This is a genomic window from Microbacterium sp. NPDC057659 (genome assembly GCF_042799915.1).
Taxonomy (GTDB): Bacteria; Actinomycetota; Actinomycetes; order Actinomycetales; family Microbacteriaceae; genus Microbacterium.
In genome coordinates this window covers 90,502-111,999 of record NZ_JBHVHU010000005.1, presented here as the reverse complement: position 1 = coordinate 111,999, position 21,498 = coordinate 90,502, and the positions used below count along the sequence as shown (strand labels likewise).

Here is a 21,498-nt window from a genome sequence, read left to right as displayed (position 1 = left end):
GACCCATCCTTTCAGGTCTGCGTCGGCGGCTGCTCCGTGACGGGCGTGAACGTCGCCCGCAGCGCGGTCACGCCATCGAGCGTTCGCATCGTCAGCATCAGTTCGTGCTCGTCGGCCGCGAGCTCGATCCAGGTGGCGGCCTCCTCATCGCCGGGGTCGGCGACCGGACCGCCGCCGATCACCTGGGCGTACGGGAAGGCGGGATCCGCCGGGATCATCGAGCGGTAGTGCGTGTGCCCCGAGACGATCAGCTGCGCGCCCCACTCGACGAGGGAGTCGTGCCAGGCGTCGCGGCTCGCACGGCTGAACCAGTCGTACCCCTCATCGTCGTAGTCGACCGGGGTCTCGTCGGTCCAGCGCAGCGGGATGTGGCAGAACACCGCACGGTACGGCGCGTCCCGTATGCCGGGGCGCCGGATCTCCTCGCGCAGCCAGGCGGTCTGCTCGGCGCGCAACTGCTCCATCGCCACGCGGCCACGGAAGCTCGGGTGGTCGTCGGGTTTGTCCTCACCGGTGTGCAGCATGATGCAGGCGACCGGTCCGACGCGCACCGAGTAGTACGGCCGTCCCTCGGGCATCGCCGCAAAGGACTGCAGCCGGAACGCCCAGTCTCCGCGCACATCGTGGTTGCCGACAGTGAGAGCGAGCGGGCGATTCGCGGTGATGTCCCGTCCGGCGGGGGACAGCAGAGTCGGCGTGAACTCGTCCGGCGTCTTCCAGTCGTTGCAGAGATCGCCGTTCCAGACCAGCATGTCCGCGGCGGGCGAGAGATCGTCGAGGGCGCGGATGGTCCCGTCCTGCTGATGCGTGTCGTTCCAGACGACGATGAGGGCGGCGCCGGCATCCGGGTCGGGCAGGTGCACCCGTCGCCATTCGCCGGCATGCCGGTCGGCGGGTCCGCCTACCGCCTCGGTGACCGCCCTCACCTCGACGGTTCGCCCCGGCGGCAGCCCCTGAGCACGCACGCGCAGCACCTCGTCGCCCTGCGGCGTCATGCCGAAGCGATCCATCCGACACTCGCCGGACTCACGCGACGTGCGCCATTCCAGCCGGCCCCGACTCAGCCGGGAAACCCCCCACACGGCCTCGAACCCGTCCGGCCTGGGCGCCATGATCGACAGCGGCGTCGTGACCAGTGAGGTCATGAGGCGGACCCTTCCGGATCGAGGTCGAGCGTGAAGCGGTAACTCAGGTCGTCATCGAACCACATCCGGAAGTTCGTGCCCCACACGTTGTTGTGCAGGTTGACGTGGAACCCGTCGTCAGGCTGGGCGACGCGGTTCTCGAACCGGAGAAGCCCCGGCTCTCCCACGGAGACGAGCGGAGCGTCGGCGGATGTCAGGACGAGAGCCTGCTCGCCGCTGCGTCGCACGGCCTCCACGGCGTGCAGCGAGCGGTTCCCGCCGCGCACGACCCGGGTCGGGTCGACCGCGGTGCCGAGTTTTTCCAGGCTCCACGCGCCCGCCGCGGGCAGCGGCCGGAACGCGAACCAGCTCGCCTCCGGCAGTCGCGACGCATCCCTGCCGGCGACATCGAGACGGATGCCGACGGCGCCGGAATCGCGCGGGAAGGTGAACATCGCGGTGAGCCGGCGCGGCGCGCCCCAGTGCGCCGTCGCGGATTCGGGCATCGTCATCCGCACGGTCGCGGTGTCGGCATCCGTTCCTTCCGCGATGTCGATGCCGAGGACGACCGGCCGAACCAGAGAGGCCGGCAGGTCGCCGGCGATCGACAGCCCAGGCTTGCTCTGATCCGGGACCGCCCACATGTCGGTGTTCTCACGGTCGCGGCAGTACTGGGCCATCCAGAGCTGCTCGTCGCGCTCGTCGAAGGTCTGGAACGAGAACGCCCCCAGGCGGTGCTCGGGATCGGCCCATGCGCGCCGGTGCTCGTCGTCGAGCAGATCGATAGAGCCGTCCGCGGCGAAGCGCACTCGGAACCGGCCGAGTTCGAGGAGCTCGCCGGGTTCCGCCGTCCTGACGGCAGCGGGGGCATCCGCTCCTGGCGCCAGCGCCGCGAGTGCGATCTCCGCCGCGGAACGGCGAGGCGGCGCGAGCGCCTCCAGGGCGCGGTCGAGGTGAGCGCGCTGCTCGGCCCACGACGCCTCGAACCCGGAGTAGGTCAGGCCCTGCGGTGACGGATGCTCGGCCCACGCCCAGTCGTACGCCTTCGTCGCCGGCGGATTCTGTGACGGATCGACCACATCCCTGGCCCTCGCCGCGGCGAAGTCGGGCTTGCGGTAGTTCACGTAGTCGGGCAGGAACGTCTTGAGATCTTCTCCCCAGGTGTGCTCGACGACCCGCAGCAGCCACTCGCTGAACACGTCGTGCTCCGCCGTTCCCGCAGCCAGCTCTCCGGATGCCAGCCAGTCCCTGCGCAGCGCGAGCAGCGTGCGCAGCCCGGCGGTGAGCAGCGGGTCGGCGCCCGCGCCGTGGATCCAGGAGTCGGCGATCTCGTCTTCGAGGACGGGCAGGATCGCGCGCTGCGCGACCAGCGCCGCCGCGAAGTCGTCGAGGCCGCTCGCCACGATCTCGGCATCCGGATGCTGGGCGGCGAGTCGCCGGAACAGGTCCTCGACCTCGTCGGCGCTGGGCGGGCCGAGGTTGTCGCCCGTGTGCGCGAGGTGCAGGCCGACGCGCTTGTCGGGGGTGAACGTGACGTCGAGCCCCTCGGCCCCATAGCTGCGCGCATAGTGCACGACCAGCTCGCTGCCCTCGGGCGCCCGCCAGCGGAAGAACTCCGGCACCTCGGGCACGGCGGAGGCGCCGTTGACGCCGATGTGCAGGTAGTCGACGCCGCCGGCGACCAGCACAGGCACCAGGCCGATCGTGTGCCCCGGCACATCCGTCATCTTGGCAGCCGTGGTGCGCCGCCCGTATCGCGCGTCGAGGTCGGTCGCGATCGACAGCGCGTACGCGGCGAGCGACCCGTCCATCAGCTCGGTGTGCGTGGTGAGGGGGAGCGCGTGCCAGCGGATGTCGCTGCGGCGGATCGCCGCATCCAGCCGTGCTCGCAGGTCGGGCTCGCCGATGCGCAGCGCATGGTGGATCATCCAGGAGCCGGTCGTCCAGACGAAGCCGGCCGGGCCGCCGCGGCGTCTCAGCTCCTCGGCCAGGTCCATCGCCTTGGGCAGGTACGAGTCCAGATAGCGCCGGATGACGGTGTCGGCGAGCGCTGTGAACCCGACATCCAGGTGGGTCTTGAAGACGACATGGATCGTCGCGGCCATGCGGGTTCTCTCCTTCGAGAAGATCGATCGGACGGATGATTGTTTACGTAATCAATTCTGTTGTATGTTCCATTGGTGACGCAACCGACACGAGGAGGTGGACGCATGGACTGGTGGCGCACGGCTGTCATCTACCAGGTGTATCCGCGCTCCTTCGCCGACTCCGACGGCGACGGGATCGGCGACCTGCGGGGCATCATCGGGCGGCTGGACGCCCTCGAGGAACTGGGTGTCGACGCACTCTGGCTCTCGCCGTTCTACACGTCACCGCAGCGTGACGGCGGCTACGACGTCGCCGACTACTGCGACGTCGATCCGCTCTTCGGCTCACTCGCGGACTTCGACGACCTGGTGCTCGCCGTGCACCACGGGGGAATGCGGCTGATCGTCGACATCGTGCCCAATCACTCCAGTGCGGAGCATCCTTGGTTCCAGGCCGCGCTGGCCTCGCCGCGGGGAAGCGCCGAGCGGGCGCGATACCTGTTCCGCGACGGGCGGGGTCCGCGCGGCGACGAGCCGCCGAACGGTTGGCGCTCCGGCTTCGGAGGTCCTGCCTGGACGCGTGAGTCGAACTCATCAGACGGCGAGGGGCAGTGGTATCTGCATCTCTTCGACTCGTCGCAGCCCGACTTCGACTGGCGCAGCCCCCGGGTGCGCGCCGAGTTCCTGCGCATCCTGCGCTTCTGGCTCGACCGCGGCGTCGACGGCTTCCGTGTCGATGTCGCCAGCAGTCTGGTGAAGGCCGACGGTCTTCCCGAAGCGGATGACGAGGACCCGGCTCCCTGGGAGGGGCAGTCCGAGGTGCACGAGATCTACCGCTCCTGGCGGCGCCTGCTCGAGGAGTACGGCGACGACCGGATCCTCGTCGCGGAGGCATGGATCAAGCCGCGGAGTCGCCGTGCCGACTGGGTGCGTCCCGACGAGATGCATCAGACGTTCAACGATCTCTTCGACGAATGGGATGCTGCATCGCTGCGCGAGACGATCACCGACACGATCGAGGCGTTCGGGCGCGTGGGTGCTCCGCCGACCTGGGTGCTGTCCAACCATGACTCGGTCCGGCACGCCACGAGCCTCATGCTCCGTCATCCGCGCCCCGTCGGAGGCGTCGGTCCGCGCACGCCGGGCCTGCCGGACCGCACCGCGGGCGAGCGGCGCGCGCGTGCGGCCGCGGCGATGATGCTCGCGCTGCCCGGCTCGGCCTACCTGTATCAGGGCGAGGAGCTCGGCCTGCCAGAGGTGACCGACCTTCCTGACGACTCCCGTCGTGACCCGACCTGGTTCCGCACCGGCGGTGCGCAGTACGGCAGGGACGGATGCCGTGTCCCGCTGCCCTGGGAGGCCGACGAGCCGTCCTTCGGCTTCGGTCCGGGCGCTGCGTCCTGGCTGCCGCAGCCGGCCCTGTGGGCCGAACTCGCGCGGGATGTTCAGCGGGATTCGGGGGACTCCACGCTCGCGCTGTACCGCGCACTGATCGACATGCGTCGACGGCTCGGTCTGGGGGCGGGCGCCGTGCAGTGGATAGACGGGTTCCCGGCATCCGTCCTCGCATTCCGAAACGGCGACGTGAGTGTGTTCGCGAACACCGGCGACGCGGCCGTCGCGCTGCCGGTGGGGCGCGTGCTGCTGGGCAGCGGGTCTCAGGCCGGAGACTCGCTCGCTCCGGACGCGACGGTGTGGATGACCGATATCGCTCCGTGATCTTCGGCTCTTGTTTACGTAACCAAAACGTGTCTAGTATCCATTGATAACGCAACCAATTGCGAGGAAGTGAGAGTCGCAGATGACGCTCGTGCAGACCAGACGCCCCCGCCGCTCCTGGGCGGGCTGGTGGTTCGTCGGGCCGTTCATGCTCGTCTTCGCCGTCGTGCTGATCGCGCCGCTGCTGTACGCGATCTACCTCAGCCTGTTCCGCGAGACCCTGGTAGGCGGCAACCACTTCGTCGGGTTCGACAACTACGTGCTCGCTCTGAACGATCCGAAGTTCTGGGATGCGACCCTGCGCGTCACGCTGTTCCTGCTGATTCAGGTTCCGATCATGCTGGCGCTGTCGATGGTCGCGGCTCTCGCCCTGGACAGTGCGCGGCTGCGGTACGTGCCGTTCTACCGCCTCAGCCTGTTCCTGCCCTACGCCGTGCCCGGCGTCGTGGCGGTGATGATCTGGGGCTACATGTACGGCTCGCAGTTCGGCCTGGTCGCCGACATCAACCATCTGTTCGGCATCGAGCTGCCCGCGCCGCTGTCGAACAGCTTCATCATGATCGCGATCGGCAACATCGTGACCTGGGAGTTCGTGGGCTACAACATGCTCATCTTCTTCTCTGCGCTGCAGGCCGTGCCTCAGGAGCTCTACGAGGCCGCCGAGATCGACGGCGCCGGCGCGTACCGCACGATCTTCAGCATCAAGATCCCGTCCATCCGCGGTGCGATCGTCGTCGCCACGCTGTTCTCGATCATCGGCAGCTTCCAGCTGTTCAACGAACCGGCCGTGCTGCAGTCGATCGCGCCGAACGTCATCAACAGCTACTTCACCCCGAACCTTTACGCGTTCAACCTCTCGTTCGCAGGTTCCCAGTTCAACTACGCCGCGGCGATCGCGATCGTGTCCGGCATCATCACCATGGTCGTGGCGTTCTTCGCCCAGTCGGCCGGTGGACGTGAGGAGAAGATCCGATGAGCACCGAGGCGATCGTCACGGGCCGCCGGCCCCGCCGGCCCAGCCGGCTCGCGAGCGGACGCATCGGGCGGATGCCCGCGCCGAAGGCCACCGGCCGCCGGAAGCGAGCCTCCGTCGTGCTCACGATCGTGATGACCGTGATGCTGCTGTACTGCGTCGGACCGCTGTTCTGGCTGGTCGTCAACGCGTCCAAGTCGCGCACCGACCTCTACGACACGTTCGCGCTCTGGTTCGGCCCGAACTTCGCGCTGTTCGACAACATCGCGCAGGTGATGACCTATGACGACGGCATCTTCGTGCGGTGGTTCGGCAACACCCTGCTCTACGTCGTGCTGGGTGCCGGAGGCGCCACGCTGCTGGCGACGCTCGCCGGTTACGGTCTGGCGAAGTACCGCTTTCCCGGTCGCCGCGCCGTGTTCGCCATCATCCTGGGTGCCCTCGCCATCCCCGGATCGGTGCTCGCGGTTCCGCAGTTCCTGATGTTCAGCAAGCTCGGCCTGACCAACACGCCCTGGGCTGTGATCATCCCCTCGCTGGTGAGCGCCTTCGGCCTCTATCTGGTCTGGGTGTACGCCGCCGAAGCCATCCCGGACGAACTGATCGAGGCCGCCAGGCTGGACGGTGCCGGCGAGATCCGGATCTTCTTCTCGATCTCGCTGCGCCAGCTCGCGCCCGCGCTCATCACCGTGCTGATGTTCGCCGTCGTGGCGACCTGGAACAACTACTTCCTGCCTCTGATCATGCTCAGCGACCCGCAGTGGTACCCGCTCACGGTCGGCCTGAACCAGTGGGCCTCGGCATCCACCTCGATCGGCACCGAGCCGATCCCGCACCTGGTCATCACCGCCTCGCTGCTGACCGTGCTCCCGATCTCCGCGGTGTTCCTGTACCTGCAGCGCTACTGGCAGGCCGGGCTGACCGCGGGAAGCGTCAAGTAGCCCTCCCGACCCCGCAACACCTCACCAGCAACACCTCACACCCAACGAAGGGACCCGAAGTGAAGAAGAACAGCACCAGCCCCTGGCTGAAGGCCGGACTGGCCCTCGGCACGGTCGCCCTGCTCGTCGCGCCGCTCGCGGCATGCTCGAGCGACTCGTCGTCCGGCGACACGAGCGGCGGCACCTCTCAGGCCGACATCGACGCGGCCGTGAAGAAGGGCGGCGAGATCACCTGGTGGACCTGGGGGGACACCACTCAGGACTGGGCCGACGCCTTCATGAAGAAGAACCCCAAGGTGAAGATCAAGGTCGTCAAGCTGGACAACCCGGATGCCACCGTGACGAAGCTGCAGAACGCGGTGAAGGCCGGCTCCGGCGCACCCGACATCGTGCCCGTCGAGTACCAGACGCTGCCGCAGCTGACGATGAGCGGTGCGCTCGCCGACATGTCGGCGTACGGCCTGGACAAGTACGAGGACGACTTCACGGCGTCGACCTGGAACGCGGTGAACGTGGCCGACAAGCTCGTCGGCATCCCGCTGGACTCCGGTCCGATGGTGATGATCTACAACACGAAGCTCTACGCCGCCGCGGGGATCAAGGAGGCTCCGAAGACCTGGGACGAGTTCGTGGCGGCGAGCGCGGCGATCCACAAGTACGACCCCTCCGCGTACATCGCCAACGGCGGTGACGCCGGCTTCTTCACCAGCATGATCTGGGCCTCCGGCGGTCACCCGTTCAAGACCGAGGGCGAGAACGTCACGATCGACCTGCAGGACCAGGGCAGCAAGAAGTTCGCCGACATGTGGGGCGGGATGCTGCAGAAGGGCGAGCTCTCCCAGGTCGCCACCTGGTCGGATGAGTGGACCAAGTCGCTCGCGCAGGACAAGCTCGGCACCCTGCTGATGGGCTCGTGGATGATCGACATGGGCGAGGACTACGGCGTCGACAAGTGGAAGGCAGCGCCCATGCCGACCTGGGACGGCCAGCCCGGCTCCGCCGAGAACGGCGGCAGCAGCATCACCGTGACCGAGCAGAGCAAGAACAAGCTGATCGGTGCCGCGGTGCTGCAGTTCCTGGCCGAGGGCGACGGGCGCGACCTCGTCAATCAGGGCGGCTTCCCGGCGACCGTCGCCACCTTCGACGAGCCCGAGTGGTCGAACCGCGTCTACCCGGCGTACGTGGACGAGCAGAAGGCCAACCAGGTCGGCGCCGCGTCGGCGAAGTCCGTCATCCCGGGCTGGCAGTACCTGCCGTACCAGGGCTACGCGAACAACGTCTTCGCGGACTCGGTCGGCAAGGCGATCAGCGAGGAGGGTGACCTGAACGCCGCGCTCAAGGAGTGGCAGAAGACCCTGGTCGACTACGGCAACGCACAGGGATTCACCGCCAACAAGTGAGTTCGCCGGAGGGGGGTCCGGCTCCGAGCCGGGCTCCCCTCCGCATACCCCCACGAAAGCGAGCACCATGCCCACCTTCGCGATCGGCGACGATGACTTCCTCCTGGACGGCGAGCCCTTCCAGGTGATCTCCGGTGCCATGCACTACTTCCGGATCCACCCTGATCAGTGGGAGGACCGGATCCGCAAGGCGCGGCAGATGGGCCTGAACACCATCGAGACGTATGTCCCGTGGAACGAGCATTCACCGTCGCGCGGTGAGTTCCGCACCGACGGCGGGCTCGACCTCGGCCGTTACCTGGATCTCATCCGGGATGCCGGGATGCTCGCGATCGTGCGCCCCGGACCGTACATCTGCGCGGAATGGCACGACGGCGGCCTGCCGCAGTGGCTGCTCCGCGCCCACGAGGGCGCGCTGCGCAGTTCGGATCCCGGCTACCTCGAGGATGTGCGCGAATACCTCTCCCAGGTGCATGGGATCATCCGGCCGCGTCAGATCGACGCGGGCGGTCCCGTCATCCTGGTGCAGATCGAGAACGAGTACGGCGCCTACGGATCGGATGCCGCATATCTGCGCGCGCTCGTCGAGCACACTGTGGCTGACGGCATCACCGTGCCCCTGACCACCGTCGATCAGCCGGAGCCCGCGATGCTCGAGCGCGGCGGGCTGGACGGGGTGCTGCGCACCGGGTCGTTCGGCACGCGGGCGACCGAGCGGCTCGCCACGCTGCGAGAGCGTCAGCCGCGGGGGCCGCTGATGTGCTCCGAGTTCTGGTGCGGCTGGTTCGACAGCTGGGGTGAACCGCACCACACGACCGCTCCGGAGGCCAGCGCCGCCGAGCTCGAGGCTCTGCTGTCGGCCGGCGCCTCGGTCAACATCTACATGTTCCACGGCGGCACGAATTTCGGGTTCACCTCCGGCGCGAACGACAAGGGCATCTATCGCCCCATCGTGACCTCCTACGACTACGACGCACCGCTCGCCGAGGACGGCACGCCCACCGAGAAGTACTGGCGGTTCCGCGAGGTGATCGCGCGGTACGCGCCGGTGCCCGACGACGCGCCCGCTCCGCGCGGGCCGGCCCCCGCATTCAGGGCAGGGCTGGAAACCGCGGCCGACGTGCTGACCGCCGGTCTCGCCCGGCTGAGCGACCACTTTGAGGCTCCGGATGCCACGGCCTTCGGCTCTCCGCGCGGGTACGCGCGCTATCAGGTGGAGATGCCGAGCGGCGGTGTGCTCACCGTGGGCGAGGTTCGCGACCGCGCCCACGTGTTCGTGGATCACCGGCCGGTCGGCCTCATCGACCGCGAGAGCGGGGACCGGGTGCTCGTCCTTCCGGACGGTGATCTGCTGACGCTGATCGTGGAGGTGCTCGGCGGGGTGAACTACGCGGATCGGCTCGGCGAGCGGAAGGGGCTGATCGGCCCGGTGGAGCTCGACGGTCTGCCGCTGACCGGCTGGCGCGCGGGCGGGCTCGACCTCGATCCCGGGGCGCTCCGTGAGGCGCTGCGCTCTGAGGGCGCGACCATCGACGCGGACCGACCGGTGGGGGGCCCGGTGCTGCTGGGCGGGCGCTTCGACGCCGATGCATCCGCCGATCTGCATCTGGCCACCGGCTCCTGGGGCAGCGGGGCGGTCTGGGTGAACGGATTCGCCCTTGGCCGCTACTCCAGCAGGGGCCCGCAGCGCACGCTGTACGTGCCGGCGCCCGTGCTCCGGTCCGAGGGCAACGAGCTGCTGGTGCTCGAGCTGCGCGGCATGTCCAGGGCGCAGGCCGAGTTCGTGGCCGGCCCCGACCTGGGGCCGACGGAGTTCTGAGTCTGTGGAAGGGGCTCAGCCCTGATGGGGCGGGGCGGTGCTGGCGCGCACGACGAGCCGGGTGGGGATGAGCGGGTTCTCCGGGAGCGGCTCGCCGTCGATCATCGCGATGAGGATCTCGGTGGCGCGCTGCCCGACGACGTCGAAGTTCTGGTGCACCGTGGTGAGCGCGGGCCAGTAGGTGTCGCTGTCGGGGGCGTTGTCGAAGCCCACGACGCTCAGCTCCTCGGGAATGCGGATGCCCCGCTCGTGAGCGGCCGTCATCACGCCCAGCGCCATCTGGTCGTTCGCCGCGAAGACAGCGGTCGGACGGGGCTCGGAATCGAGGATGGCGGCGCCTGCGGCGCGGCCCGACGCGGCCGTCCAATTGCCTCGCTGCATCTCCACGACCGGCAGTCCCTGCTCGGCGACGACGCGTCCGTACGTCTCGGCGCGGCGGCGGGCGGAATAGGCGCGGTCGGGTCCGGCGACGTGCGCGATGCGCCGGTGGCCGAGATCGAGCAGGTGCTGCATGGCCAGCCGGGTGCCCTGCTCCTGGTCGTTGTCCACCAGGGTGTGCTCGGTCGCGACGTCGGAGTCGACGATCACCAGCGGCAGTCCTGCCGTCAGAGCGAGGTCGTCGGGGGAGCCGAGCTCCGCCGACATGATGAGGATGATCCCGTCGACGGCCTGCTCCTCGAGTCGGCCGAACGCACCGGAGACGTTCCCGCTGGTCGGGTCGGCCACGGGGATGAGGGTGGTGGTGTAGCCCGCGAGCGCGGCGGCCTCGGCGACGGCCTCCAGCGTGCGCTCGTTGCCGAGCGTGGTGATGTTGTAGGCGACCAGGCCGATGCTGCGGAACCGCCCGGACTTGAGATTGCGTGCAGCGCTGTTCGGCCGGTAGCCGAGCTCGCGCATCGAGGCCAGTACCCGTTCGCGCATGGCGGGGCGCACGTGCACATAGCCGTTCGCGACACGCGACACGGTCTGCGGAGAGACCCCGGCGTGCTGCGCGACGTCCTTGATGGAGGCGCGTCCTGCGGTGTCCGGTTCTAAACTCATGGCAACGTAAACAATAGCTCAGAACAGTTCGAGGAGGAAGACATGTCCGAAGCCGTCGATGCGGGTCTCGTGATGCGGGCCGCCGGTCGCAGCATCGCCCTCGACATCAGGGATGGAGAGCTCCCTGCCGTGCTGCACTGGGGTCCCGACAGCGGCGATCTGGATGCCGCGGAGTTCGAGGCGCTCGCCGCGTCCGGCATCCTCCCGGCGGCGGGCAGCGAGCCCGACGTCCCCGTCGCCGTGTCCGTGCTTCCCGAGCACGGACGTGGCTGGCAGGGTGCACCGGGTATCAGTGGATCGCGGGCCGGAAGGGACTGGGCGCCGCTGTTCACCGTGACCGGCGCGATGCTCGACGGCGCGGAGATCGCCGCCGGCGCGAGGGCAGTGCTGCAGCACGGTGCCGGCCTGCTGCAGGTCGACGCCGTCGACGCCGAGCACGGCCTCGCACTGACGCTGGAGATCGAGATGACGACCGCCGGCGTGGTGCGGATGCGTGCCGCGCTGCGGAACACCGCTGCGGACCCGTACCAGCTCGACGGACTGCTGCTCTGCCTGCCCACGCCGCTCGAGGCGGCGGAGGCACTCGACTTCGCCGGACGCTGGGGTGCGGAGCGCATCCCGCAGCGCGGGACGATCCGTATCGGCCAGCACCGCCGCGAGAACCGCCGCGGACGCACCGGGCTCGGCGCCGCGACGGTGCTCCTCGCAGGCGTCCCGGGGTTCGGATACGCCTCGGGTCGGGTCTGGGGGCTGCACACCGGCTGGTCCGGCGACCATGTGCACCAGATCGAGCGGATGCCGGAGGGCCGGCAGCTGCTGGGCGGCGGAGAGCTGCTGCTGCCGGGAGAGGTCGTGCTGGCTGAGGGCGAGGAGTACCTCAGCCCTTGGGTCTACGGGTTCCACGGCGACGGGCTCGACGACATCGCGGACAGCGCGCATCGGATGCTCCGGGCGCGCCCGCAGCATCCGTCCACACCGCGGCCTGTGACGCTGAACGTGTGGGAGGCGGTGTACTTCGACCAGAACGAGGAAGACCTGGTCGAGCTGGCCGAGGCGGCGGCCGGCGTCGGCGTGGAGCGCTTCGTGCTCGATGACGGGTGGTTCGGCGCGCGCCGCAGCGACAGGGCCGGCCTCGGCGACTGGACGGTCTCCGCAGACGTGTGGCCGCAGGGTCTGCATCCGCTGGTCGACCGCGTGCGCGAGCTGGGCATGCAGTTCGGACTGTGGGTCGAGCCCGAGATGATCAACGTCGACTCGGATCTCGCCAGGGAGCATCCGGACTGGATCATGCGCGCGGGCGCCGCGCTCCCCGTCCCCGCTCGCAACCAGCAGGTGCTCGACCTCGCGAACCCGGACTGCTACCGGCACATCCGGGACTCCCTGCTCGCGCTGCTCGATGAGTACGACATCGCGTATCTCAAGTGGGACCACAACCGCGACCTCGTCGCCGCAGGGCACGGCCCGGCGCGCACCCCGGGTGTGCGCGGGCAGACGCTCGCGTTCTACCGGCTCGTCGACGAGTTGAAGCAGGCGCATCCCGCGCTCGAGATCGAGTCGTGCTCCTCGGGCGGCGCCAGGGTCGACCTCGGCGTGATCGAGCGCACCGATCGGGTCTGGGCATCCGACGACAACGACCCTCTGGAGCGCGAGCGGATCAACGGCTGGACCATGCAGCTGCTGCCGCCCGAGCTGATCGGGGCGCACATCGCGTCGGCCGAGTCGCACACCACCGGGCGCACGCACCCGATGGCCTTCCGTGCGGCCGAGGCGCTGATCGGGCACCTCGGCGTGGAACTCGATCTGCGGCGCTGCGCGGCCGACGAACTCGTTGCGGTCAGAGCCTGGATCGCGCTGCACAAGGAGCATCGCGGGATGCTGCACAACGGTCGTCTCGTGCGGCTCGATGTGCCCGACAACGCGCATGGCGTGCACGGCATCGTCGCGGCCGACGGCTCCTCCGCGCTCTACGTGTACACCGCGCGGACGGTGGGGGCGACCTCGACGGCCGGCCGGCTGCGGCTCACGGGACTCGACGCCGATCGCCGGTACCGGGTCGTCGTCGAGCGGCTCAGCGTGGCGGGCGCGCGGATGAACCCGGTCGCCTGGCAGGAGACAGGCATCGAATCACGCGGACGGATGCTGGGCGCTGCCGGCGTGGTGATGCCCTCGTTGCAGCCGGAGCAGGCGATCGTGCTGCACGCGACCGCTGTCGACTGACCGGACTCAGGGCACGACGAAGCCCCGGAGGGACAGCATCCTGTCCACCCGGGGCTCAGTCTTGCGAATGAGTGAGCTCAGGCTTTCTCGAGCTCGTCCTCGTCTTCGTCTTCGTACTGGTCGGCCCACTTGTCGACGTACTCGTCCCCCTCGGATGCGGGGTGCCCGAGTTCGCGCTCCAGTGCGGAGTAGTTGACATCCGGACTGTACGCCTTGAGTTCGCGAGCGATCTTGGTGTGTTTCGCCTTCTGACGGCCACGGCCCATGCGCGAGACCCCCTTACGAGTTCAGCAACGGGCTGTGCGGGGCCCGATGTCTTATCCACGGCACCGGCTCGAGGCCGGTAAGAGTAGCATTCAGGATAGCACGCACGCCAGGGCATGAGCCCTCTTGGCGGCGCCGGTGAAGGGAGAGATCGCCATGACAGAACCCACCTCCACCCCGTCTGACGAGAGCATCTCGAACGACGAGCTGCAGAAGGCCGTCATCGTCGGCCTGCAGCCTGGTCAACCGGGTCACGTCCTGAAGGAAGCGGCCAAGTACGCGAAACTGCTCGGTTCGCCGCTGGTCGTCGTGCATGTCGACGTCAGTCGCTTCGTGACCTATGAGGATCCGGACGGCTACGTGCACTCCGCACCCATCGACCTGAACGTCGACCTCGGTGCCGCCGAGTTCGAGGAGGTGCAGAAGGTCGCGGATGCTGCGCTGAAGGACTCCGGCCTCACCTGGGCCGCCCGGCAGCTCGTCGGCGACCCGGCCCTGGCCATCAAGCAGCTCGCCGACAAGCTCGATGCCGAACTGATCGTGATCGGCACCCGCCGGCGCGGATTCGGCGAGTCGGTGCGCGAGTTCTTCACCGGCTCGGTCGCCGCCCGCCTCGCGCACCGCCAGCACCGGAACGTACTCGTGATCCCTCAGGAAGAGGAGTCCGGCAAGGAGAACAAGGACCTCTGGCCGGAGGAGTGACCTCGACCCTTCGTCTCGTCGCTCTGGACTCCGGGTCCTGAGCGAGCGCAGCGAGACGAAGGGCGCTCAGGGCCCGGGAATCCGGACCCTGAGCGAGCGCAGCGACCCTTCGTCTCGTCGCTGCGCTCCTCGCTCAGGGCCCGGGTACTACGGACTCTGACGTTCTCGCTCAGGGCCCGGGACTCCGCACCCTGAGCGAGCGCAGCGAGACGAAGGGCGTTCACCGGTCGGCTGATGTCGCCAGCGCGCTCGTCACGGCCTTCGCCGCGGCATCCATCGCCGACTCGAGGTCGCTCACGACCGTCGTCGGCAGCGCGCCGCCGCGCGCGACGTGCGTGCGCAGGTCGCTGCGCACCCGTGCCCGGAACGCATTGATCGAGGCATCCGCTCGCTGCAGGTTCTCGCGCGCGATCACGCGCTCGTCGTCGTAGCCGGGGGCGCGGGGCGGCGTGTTCTTCGCCGCCTTGCGGTCCTGCTGCTCCGCCGCGGCGAGGTCGGCCCGCAGGCTCTTCATCGCCTCCTGCACGCTCTGGCGGACCTCGTTCGCGATCAGGCGCACCGAGTCGGCCAGGCCGTCCTCGATGCCCGCGAGGTCGTCCGACCGGGACGCGAGCTCCGCGCGTCCGGCATCCGTGATCGCGTAGATCGTGGTGCGGCCGTCGACCGTCTTGGTGACCAGCCCTTCCTCCTCGAGCTTGGCGAGGCGGGGGTATATCGTGCCGGCGCTGGGCGTGTAGGTGCCGCCGGTGCGGTCGGTGAGCGCCTGGATGATGCCGTAGCCGTGCTGCGGCGCCTCGGCCAGCAGCGACAGCAGGTAGAGCCTCAGGTCGCCGTGCGAGAAGACCGCGGGACTCATGCCCCCTCCTCCCATTCCGGGTCGTCCGCGACGGTGGTCAGCGGCCGGCGCAGCACGGTGATGCCGCCAGAGACGGTGTTCGCGCGCACGTCGACGAAACTGCCCGCGAGCTCGCCGGTCGAGCCGGTGAAGTTGCTGGGGCCGCTCTGCGAGCGCTGCACGCCGTCGACCGTCATGCGGCCGCTCATCGAGCGCATGACGTAGTTGGCGGGGAGCGTCTCGTCGAGGCGGATGGTCGCGGCACCGGAGACGGTGTTGAGGTTGATCGTGTTCACGTTGCCGGAGGCGTCGACGAGAGTCGCGCCGGACACCGTGTCGATGGTCGCCTTGCGCACGTTGCCGGTGACGGCCACGTCGCCCGAGACGCTGTTCGCGTTCAGGGAGCCGGTGAGGTCGCGGATCTGCACGTCGCCCGAGACCGAGTTCACGGTCAGGTCGCCGACGAGGGTGTCGACGATGATGTCGCCCGAGACGGTGTTCAGGCGGGTGTCGTTGCGGATGCCGGAGACGAGGGCGCCGGCGCTGACGACGCCGAGGTTCAGGGCGATGGCGCGGGGGACCGCGACGCTGATCTCGGCCTTGGGGCCGCCGGAGCCGAAGTTGCGGAACACTTCGAGGAAGTTGTCCCAGCCCAGCTGCGGGTGGTCGATCTCGACCTGAGTGCCGTCGGACTCGACGCGGAGGTCCTTGATGGTGACGCCGTGCACCTCGATGCGGATGCCCGGTTCGTCGTGCGCGACGATGTCGACCTGGCCGCCGACGAGGCCGACCTTGAGACGGGTCGCCGTGGCGATGTCGATGACGCGTTCCTCGCCCGGGGCGATGAGCCACTTCTCGGTCATGTGAGTTTCTCCTGATGTGAGCGGCGATATCGAGATATATCGCGTGTTTCGAGGATAACACGATATATCGCGAGTCTGTCAACCCCCTCGTGGTGCAAAAGACTCGGCGGCCGGAGCGCGAGGCTCCGGCCGCCGGATCATGCATCGATCGAAATCGGTCCGTCAGCTGTGGCAGGCGTACCGGTTCTGCGGGATCGTGATGGTCACCGGCGACGCGCCACCGGTCGCCTTCACCACGATCTCGCCGTTCTCGACGGCCAGACGGTCGGTGCTGAGCGTGGCCTTCGCGGTCGCTCCCGGAGCGATTCCGGTCAGGCTCGCGCTGCCGATCGCACCGGTCGCGGTCGCGTCGACGGCGGATGCGCCGTTGTTGGTGACCGTCAGATCCACGCTGACGTGGCCGGCGCGGCACCGCGCGAACGCGGTGGCCGTCAGCGCCTCGTCGGTCGTCGCCTTCGGGTCGCGCACCGTGACGCGGAACTTCCCCGCGTCGGCGATGTTGCCCGCCGCGTCGATCGAGCGGTACTCGATCTCATGCGTGCCGTAGCCGGGGGTGCGCTTGTGGAACGGCGACAGCGAGATGCCGTCGGTGCCGAGGTTGCCGTAGACCAGGTCGTCCACGTTGATCCCGGTCGGGGTGAACCGGAACGGTGCGGACGAGTCGCTCGGCCAGCCGTAGTAGTGGTGCCATCCGTCGCCGTCCACGCGGAATTCGCTCACCACGTAGCCGGGCTGATCGTCGGTGCCGTTCAGGTCCATGGTGAACGTGTCGTCGGCGACGTAGTGTCGCACGCCGTCCGCGTCGACGCTCGAGGAGACGGCCTCGCCCACGACGGGCTCGGTGTTCGCGGCGACGTTGTCGACCTTCCAGCTCACCTGTGCCATCGCGTGACGGTCGGTGCGATCGAAGACCGAGACCTTCACGGTCGCGCCGGCGGGAAGCTTCTGCTTCGACAGGTCGAGCTGCGGGTCACGGCCCAGCAGTGCGCCGCCCGGCGTGCCGTTGTCGATGCGCCACTCGATGACCTGGCGGTCGCCTGCCGGGTGGCTGGTGTGCACCCACAGCACGTCCTTGTCGCCGACCGGCGTGGCGTTCGGCGTGTGCTGACGGATCACGTTCGCCGCGACGTCCTCGCCCCCGGCCTTCTGCGCGCCGACAGTCCACGACAGCGTCTCGGTCATCTTGTCGTCGCGCAGCTTCGGGTCGCGCACGAACTCGGTGGGATCGACGACCTTGGCCTCGATCACATCGCCGGGACCGGCCCGCAGCGCCTTGACGTCGACGACGCGGTCGCCGTTCACGGCCGGCACCGCGGTGCCGTTGACCGACCACGTCACATCCAGGGAGTGGTACACCGGGTAGACGGTGTCGACGAAGACCTTGCCGTCGCGGGCGACGGGCTTGTCGGTCGGGGTGGACTCGTCCACCAGCGAGATGGAGGCCGAGATGTTCGCGGCCACGATCTCTCGCGAGATCTGATCCATGTAGAACCCGAGCGACTTCATCATGCTGTGCTGGCTCGGCCGCCAGATGCCGGTGCTCGAGTACTGGCCGCCCTCGTAGGTGCCGATGACGCCGCCGGACTCGCTGAACTCGCCGAGCCAGCGCCACCACTTCGCCTTCTTCTCGGCCATCTCGTCGACCGTCATGATCGTGTGGTGCTTGGACGACGGCTCGGCCCCGGTGTACGGGCCGGTCGTGGTGCCGCGGCTGTAGTAGTCGTACTCGTCCTGCAGACTGCCGAACGAGTGACCGAGCTCGTGGGGCGAGATTAGCGCCGACATGGCGTTGTTCGCGCTGGCCGTGGCGTACGAGCCGCCGGCGCCGCCGTAGAGCGAGCTGTTCGAGAGAGCGAGGATCTGGTCGGCCTTCGGGGCGAGCGCGGCATAGCGCTTGGCCGCGGTGTTGTCCATGACGAGCAGGCGCTCGATGCCGGTCTTGCTGCAGCCGCTCCAGAAGCGCATGTTGAGGGGCGTGTCGAGACGCGCGCCGTTCGGGCCGTCCTCGCAGGAGGTGCCCGAGTCCTTCGACGGGATGCGCACCGCGTACACGTTGATGTAGTTCTTGTAGCTGCGGTACGGCTCCAGGCTGAACATCACGTTCATGTGCCGCTCGACGGCCGCGTCGAACTCACCCATCTCGTCGGCGGTGAATCCGTCGCCGAGCACGACGAGGTTCCAGCGCTTGGCCGGGTCGCCGCTGATGTGGACGGGGACGACGGTCGCATCGGCCGTGTCGTAGGCGGTCGCCGCCGCGGCGGCCCTGGGCGGTGTCACCGGAGCGGCGCCGGCGGCCGGAGCCATCAGCATGCCGACGGCGAGCAGGGCTCCCACCGTCATTCCGGCGATCGTCTTCGATCGTGTGGTCACGTTCCTTCTCCTCGCTGAGATCCGACGGTTGGCACGAGGCTATCGTGATCGATCGTGACGAATCGATCGTTTTATCGATCGTTATCGATCGACAAAGGGGATGATTCGCGGGAGCCGATTCAGGCCCAGACGCGCTCCAGATAGTCGCGGATCGCGCGGTCGGAGGAGAAGTACCCACTGCGCGCCACGTTCAGCACGGCGGCCCGCGTCCAGGCATCCTGATCGGCGTAGGCGGTGTCCACGCGCGCCTGCGCGTCGGCGTAGGCGCGGTAGTCGGCCAGCACCATGTACCGGTCCTCGGTGAGCAGGTTCGTGACGATCGGCTCGAACACCGCGCGGTCGCCGCCGGAGAACGCGCCGGAGGCGATCAGGTCGAGGGCGCGGTGCGCCCCGGCATCCACTGACCCGCCCGGCCGGTAGACCGGGGCCAGTGCGGCGACTTCGGGCTCGGTCATGCCGAACAGGAAGAAGTTCTCGTCGCCGACCCGCTCGCGGATCTCGACGTTCGCGCCGTCGTCGGTGCCGATCGTCAGCGCGCCGTTCAGCGCGAGCTTCATGTTGCCGGTGCCGGAGGCCTCCTTGCCGGCCTGTGAGATCTGCTCCGACAGGTCGGCCGCGGGGATCACGTTCTCGGCCAGCGTCACGTCGTAGTTCGCCGGGAAAAGCACGCGCAGCCTGCCCTCGAGCCGCTCATCGGCGTTGACGACGTCGGCGACGGCATTGATCAGATGGATGATCCGCTTCGCCATGACGTACCCCGGCGCCGCCTTCGCGCCGAAGAGCACGGTGCGCGGCTGCAGAGCGGATGCCGCGACGCGGCCCGACACCACGCCCTCGTACGTGTCCACGACGTGCAGCACCCTGAGCAGCTGCCGCTTGTACTCGTGCAGCCGCTTGACCATCACGTCGAGCAGGTGGGTCTCGTCGATCTCGGTGCGGTCCCGAACCCGCAGCACGTCGTTCAGGCGCCGCTTGTTGCCCGCCTTCACCTGCGCGAAGGCGCTGCGGAACGCGGCATCCTCGGCGAACGGCTCCAGCGCGCGCAGCCGCTCCAGGTCGGTCACCCAGCCGTCGCCGATCGCCTCGGTGATGAGCGCGGACAGGGCGGGGTTCGCCAGCCGCAGGAAGCGGCGAGGCGTCACGCCGTTGGTGACGTTCGTGAACTTCTCGGGAGAGAACTCCGCGAAATCGGGGAGCACCGTGTCTCGCAGCAGCTGCGAGTGCAGCTCGGCGACGCCGTTCACCTTCGCTCCGGCGATCGTCGCGAGATGCGCCATCCGCACGGCGCGCACCGGGCTCTCCGCGATGATCGACATCGCGGCGACGCGCTCCTCGCCGAACCGTTCGCGCACGGCGACGAGGAACTCCTCGTTGATCCGGTAGATGATGTCGAGGTGCCGCGGCAGCAGGTCGCGCAGCAGATCGACCGGCCAGATCTCCAGGGCCTCGGGCAGCAGCGTGTGGCAGGTGTAGGCGAAGCAGCGCTGGGTGATCGCCCACGCGGCATCCCACGTCATGCCGTGCTCATCGACCAGCAGGCGCATCAGCTCGGGAACGGCGATCACGGGGTGCGTGTCGTTGAGTTGGAAGATCGCCCGCTCGGGCAGTTCGTCCAGTGCGCCGCCGGAGGCGATCAGGTCGTCGACGACATCGCCGACGGATGCCGCGGCGAAGAAGTACTGCTGCTGCAGCCGCAGCTGCCTGCCCTGCGGAGTCGAGTCGTCGGGGTAGAGCACTTTCGAGATGTTCTCGGCGAACGTCCTCGCGCGCACCGCGCGCTCGTAGTCGCCGGCGTTGAACGCCGGCAGGTCGAGCGGATCGAGGGCCTCCGCACTCCACAGCCGCAGGATGCCGGCGCCGCTGAGGTACCCCGGGACGATGAAGTCATGGGGCACGGCGCGCACCGCCCAGCCGGCGTCAGGGTCGCCGAACCGGATCGTGCGCGCCCGCTCCGGGCGGGGGAACTCCCACGGCGAGCCGCCGCGCATCCAGGCATCGGGATGCTCCACCTGCTGTCCGTTCTCGAACGACTGCCGGAAGATGCCGTATTCGTAGCGGATGCCGTAGCCGATGCTCGGCACACCGAGCGTGGCCATCGAGTCGACGAAGCACGCGGCCAGCCGGCCCAGACCGCCGTTGCCGAGTCCGGGCTCGATCTCGTGCGCGCGCAGCTCGTCGAAGTCGACGCCGCAGGCGGCCAGCGCCTGGGCGGCGACATCCGCGAGTCCGGTGGCGAGCAGCGCGTTGTCGAGCTGGCGGCCGAGCAGGTACTCGGCGGAGAGGTAGCAGATGGTCTTCCCGTGGCGCGGCGCGCGCTCGGTCTCGAGACGCCGTGCGGCGAGGTGTCCTCGCACGGTGCGCACCAGGGCGAGATAGCGATCGTCGACGGTCGAATCCTGCAGCGAGACCCCGCGATCCTGCGCGAGGTTCAGCAGGAACTCGGCGACGAATCCGTCGACTGTCGCAGGCGGCGCGATCACGTTCGCGAGGGCGAGCGGATGCCTCGGGCTGGTGCTCTCGGGTGCGGTCACCCTATGACCGTAACGCGGCCGCGACTCGTATTCTTGGTGCGTGCCTGAACGCAGTACCGAATCCCCCGCGGCGCGCCTGCTGCGCGCGAGTTTCGCGACCGAGGAGGCCGTCTACGGCGTCATCCTCGTCGCCGGCATGATCGCCGTCTCGGGGGCGCACGGAGCCACCTCGCTGAAGGTGTTCTGGACCGTGCTGGTCACCGTGGTCGTGTTCTGGCTGGCGCATCTGTACGCCGGAACCGTGGCCGGCCACGGCCTGGATCGCGACCGCGTCGTGGGCCTCGGAGAGTCGTTCCGGCATGCGCTGAAGCGCTCGATGGGTCTGCTGCTCTCGTCGTTGATCCCGCTGCTGATCCTGCTGATGGGCAGTGCGCGCCTGATCAGCGACAAACTGACAATCTGGCTGGCGCTGTGGATGTGCGTCGCGGTGCTGGCCGTCCTCGGCTACATCGCGTTCCGGCGCCGGGGCGCGTCGTGGCCGATCCGGCTGCTCGGAGCGCTGACCACGGCGGCGTTCGGCATCGTCATCATCCTCGCGAAGGCACTCATCCACTGAGCGCTTGACATTGACGCAGCGTCAACTTCTACCGTGGAGATATCGACGGAAGGAGG

Annotated in this window: 16 protein-coding genes; 8 read left to right on the top strand and 8 right to left on the bottom strand. The window is 68.8% G+C overall.

Features of this window, described 5'->3' with window-relative positions; translation table 11 throughout:
• Window positions 1–11 precede the first annotated feature (11 nt).
• Window positions 12–1,145 (bottom strand): metallophosphoesterase family protein, encoded by a 1,134-nt coding sequence (locus ACFVAE_RS17995; RefSeq protein WP_378895266.1) that lies wholly within the window; start codon window positions 1,143–1,145, stop codon window positions 12–14.
• The gene (locus tag ACFVAE_RS17990) at window positions 1,142–3,229 is read right to left on the bottom strand and encodes a DUF5054 domain-containing protein (RefSeq protein ID WP_378895263.1); all 2,088 of its coding nucleotides are present in this window, start codon (window positions 3,227–3,229) and stop codon (window positions 1,142–1,144) included. The genes ACFVAE_RS17995 and ACFVAE_RS17990 overlap by 4 nt, the downstream gene beginning before the upstream one ends.
• A 105-nt stretch (window positions 3,230–3,334) precedes the next feature.
• On the opposite strand from ACFVAE_RS17990, the gene ACFVAE_RS17985 reads away from it, so the two are divergent.
• The 5 genes from ACFVAE_RS17985 (at window position 3,335) to ACFVAE_RS17965 (ending at window position 10,063) form a co-directional block, all read left to right on the top strand.
• Complete coding sequence (locus tag ACFVAE_RS17985; protein ID WP_378895260.1) at window positions 3,335–4,930, top strand: glycoside hydrolase family 13 protein; 1,596 nt, start codon at window positions 3,335–3,337, stop codon at window positions 4,928–4,930.
• Window positions 4,931–5,012: 82 nt separating this feature from the next.
• The gene (locus ACFVAE_RS17980; protein ID WP_378895257.1) at window positions 5,013–5,906 is read left to right on the top strand and encodes a carbohydrate ABC transporter permease; all 894 of its coding nucleotides are present in this window, start codon (window positions 5,013–5,015) and stop codon (window positions 5,904–5,906) included.
• A gap of 71 nt (window positions 5,907–5,977) precedes the next feature.
• Complete coding sequence (locus tag ACFVAE_RS17975; protein ID WP_378895410.1) at window positions 5,978–6,844, top strand: carbohydrate ABC transporter permease; 867 nt, start codon at window positions 5,978–5,980, stop codon at window positions 6,842–6,844.
• A gap of 59 nt (window positions 6,845–6,903) precedes the next feature.
• Window positions 6,904–8,244 (top strand): ABC transporter substrate-binding protein, encoded by a 1,341-nt coding sequence (locus tag ACFVAE_RS17970; protein WP_378895254.1) that lies wholly within the window; start codon window positions 6,904–6,906, stop codon window positions 8,242–8,244.
• 67 nt (window positions 8,245–8,311) lie between these two features.
• A complete protein-coding gene (locus tag ACFVAE_RS17965) occupies window positions 8,312–10,063 on the top strand; it encodes a beta-galactosidase (protein ID WP_378895252.1) in 1,752 nt (583 codons plus the stop codon).
• A 15-nt stretch (window positions 10,064–10,078) separates the two neighbouring features.
• Here the strand turns inward: ACFVAE_RS17965 and ACFVAE_RS17960 are convergent, their stop codons facing one another.
• On the bottom strand, window positions 10,079–11,104 hold the full coding sequence (locus ACFVAE_RS17960) for a LacI family DNA-binding transcriptional regulator (RefSeq protein WP_378895249.1): 1,026 nt from the start codon (window positions 11,102–11,104) through the stop codon (window positions 10,079–10,081).
• A 42-nt stretch (window positions 11,105–11,146) separates the two neighbouring features.
• Between ACFVAE_RS17960 and ACFVAE_RS17955 the strand changes: the two genes are divergently transcribed.
• On the top strand, window positions 11,147–13,321 hold the full coding sequence (locus tag ACFVAE_RS17955; RefSeq protein ID WP_378895246.1) for an alpha-galactosidase: 2,175 nt from the start codon (window positions 11,147–11,149) through the stop codon (window positions 13,319–13,321).
• A 77-nt stretch (window positions 13,322–13,398) separates the two neighbouring features.
• Here ACFVAE_RS17955 and ACFVAE_RS17950 read toward each other — a convergent pair whose 3' ends face one another.
• Window positions 13,399–13,587: a DUF3073 domain-containing protein gene (locus tag ACFVAE_RS17950; protein WP_378857825.1), complete on the bottom strand. Its 189-nt coding sequence runs from the start codon at window positions 13,585–13,587 to the stop codon at window positions 13,399–13,401.
• A gap of 154 nt (window positions 13,588–13,741) precedes the next feature.
• On the opposite strand from ACFVAE_RS17950, the gene ACFVAE_RS17945 reads away from it, so the two are divergent.
• A complete protein-coding gene (locus tag ACFVAE_RS17945; protein ID WP_378895244.1) occupies window positions 13,742–14,287 on the top strand; it encodes a universal stress protein in 546 nt (181 codons plus the stop codon).
• 220 nt (window positions 14,288–14,507) lie between these two features.
• Here the strand turns inward: ACFVAE_RS17945 and ACFVAE_RS17940 are convergent, their stop codons facing one another.
• From ACFVAE_RS17940 to ACFVAE_RS17925, 4 genes are all read right to left on the bottom strand, one after another.
• Window positions 14,508–15,143 (bottom strand): PadR family transcriptional regulator, encoded by a 636-nt coding sequence (locus ACFVAE_RS17940; protein WP_378895241.1) that lies wholly within the window; start codon window positions 15,141–15,143, stop codon window positions 14,508–14,510.
• Complete coding sequence (locus tag ACFVAE_RS17935) at window positions 15,140–15,985, bottom strand: DUF4097 domain-containing protein (RefSeq protein WP_378895238.1); 846 nt, start codon at window positions 15,983–15,985, stop codon at window positions 15,140–15,142. Before ACFVAE_RS17935 ends, ACFVAE_RS17940 begins: the two co-directional genes overlap by 4 nt.
• 162 nt (window positions 15,986–16,147) lie before the next feature.
• On the bottom strand, window positions 16,148–18,355 hold the full coding sequence (locus tag ACFVAE_RS17930; protein ID WP_378895235.1) for a M64 family metallopeptidase: 2,208 nt from the start codon (window positions 18,353–18,355) through the stop codon (window positions 16,148–16,150).
• 119 nt (window positions 18,356–18,474) lie between these two features.
• Window positions 18,475–20,886, bottom strand: coding sequence for a glycogen/starch/alpha-glucan phosphorylase (locus tag ACFVAE_RS17925; RefSeq protein WP_378895232.1), 2,412 nt, complete (start codon window positions 20,884–20,886; stop codon window positions 18,475–18,477).
• Between the two features lie 40 nt (window positions 20,887–20,926).
• Here ACFVAE_RS17925 and ACFVAE_RS17920 point away from each other — a divergent pair, with 40 nt between their 5' ends.
• Window positions 20,927–21,442, top strand: coding sequence for a hypothetical protein (locus ACFVAE_RS17920; protein ID WP_378895230.1), 516 nt, complete (start codon window positions 20,927–20,929; stop codon window positions 21,440–21,442).
• Window positions 21,443–21,498: the final 56 nt, after the last annotated feature.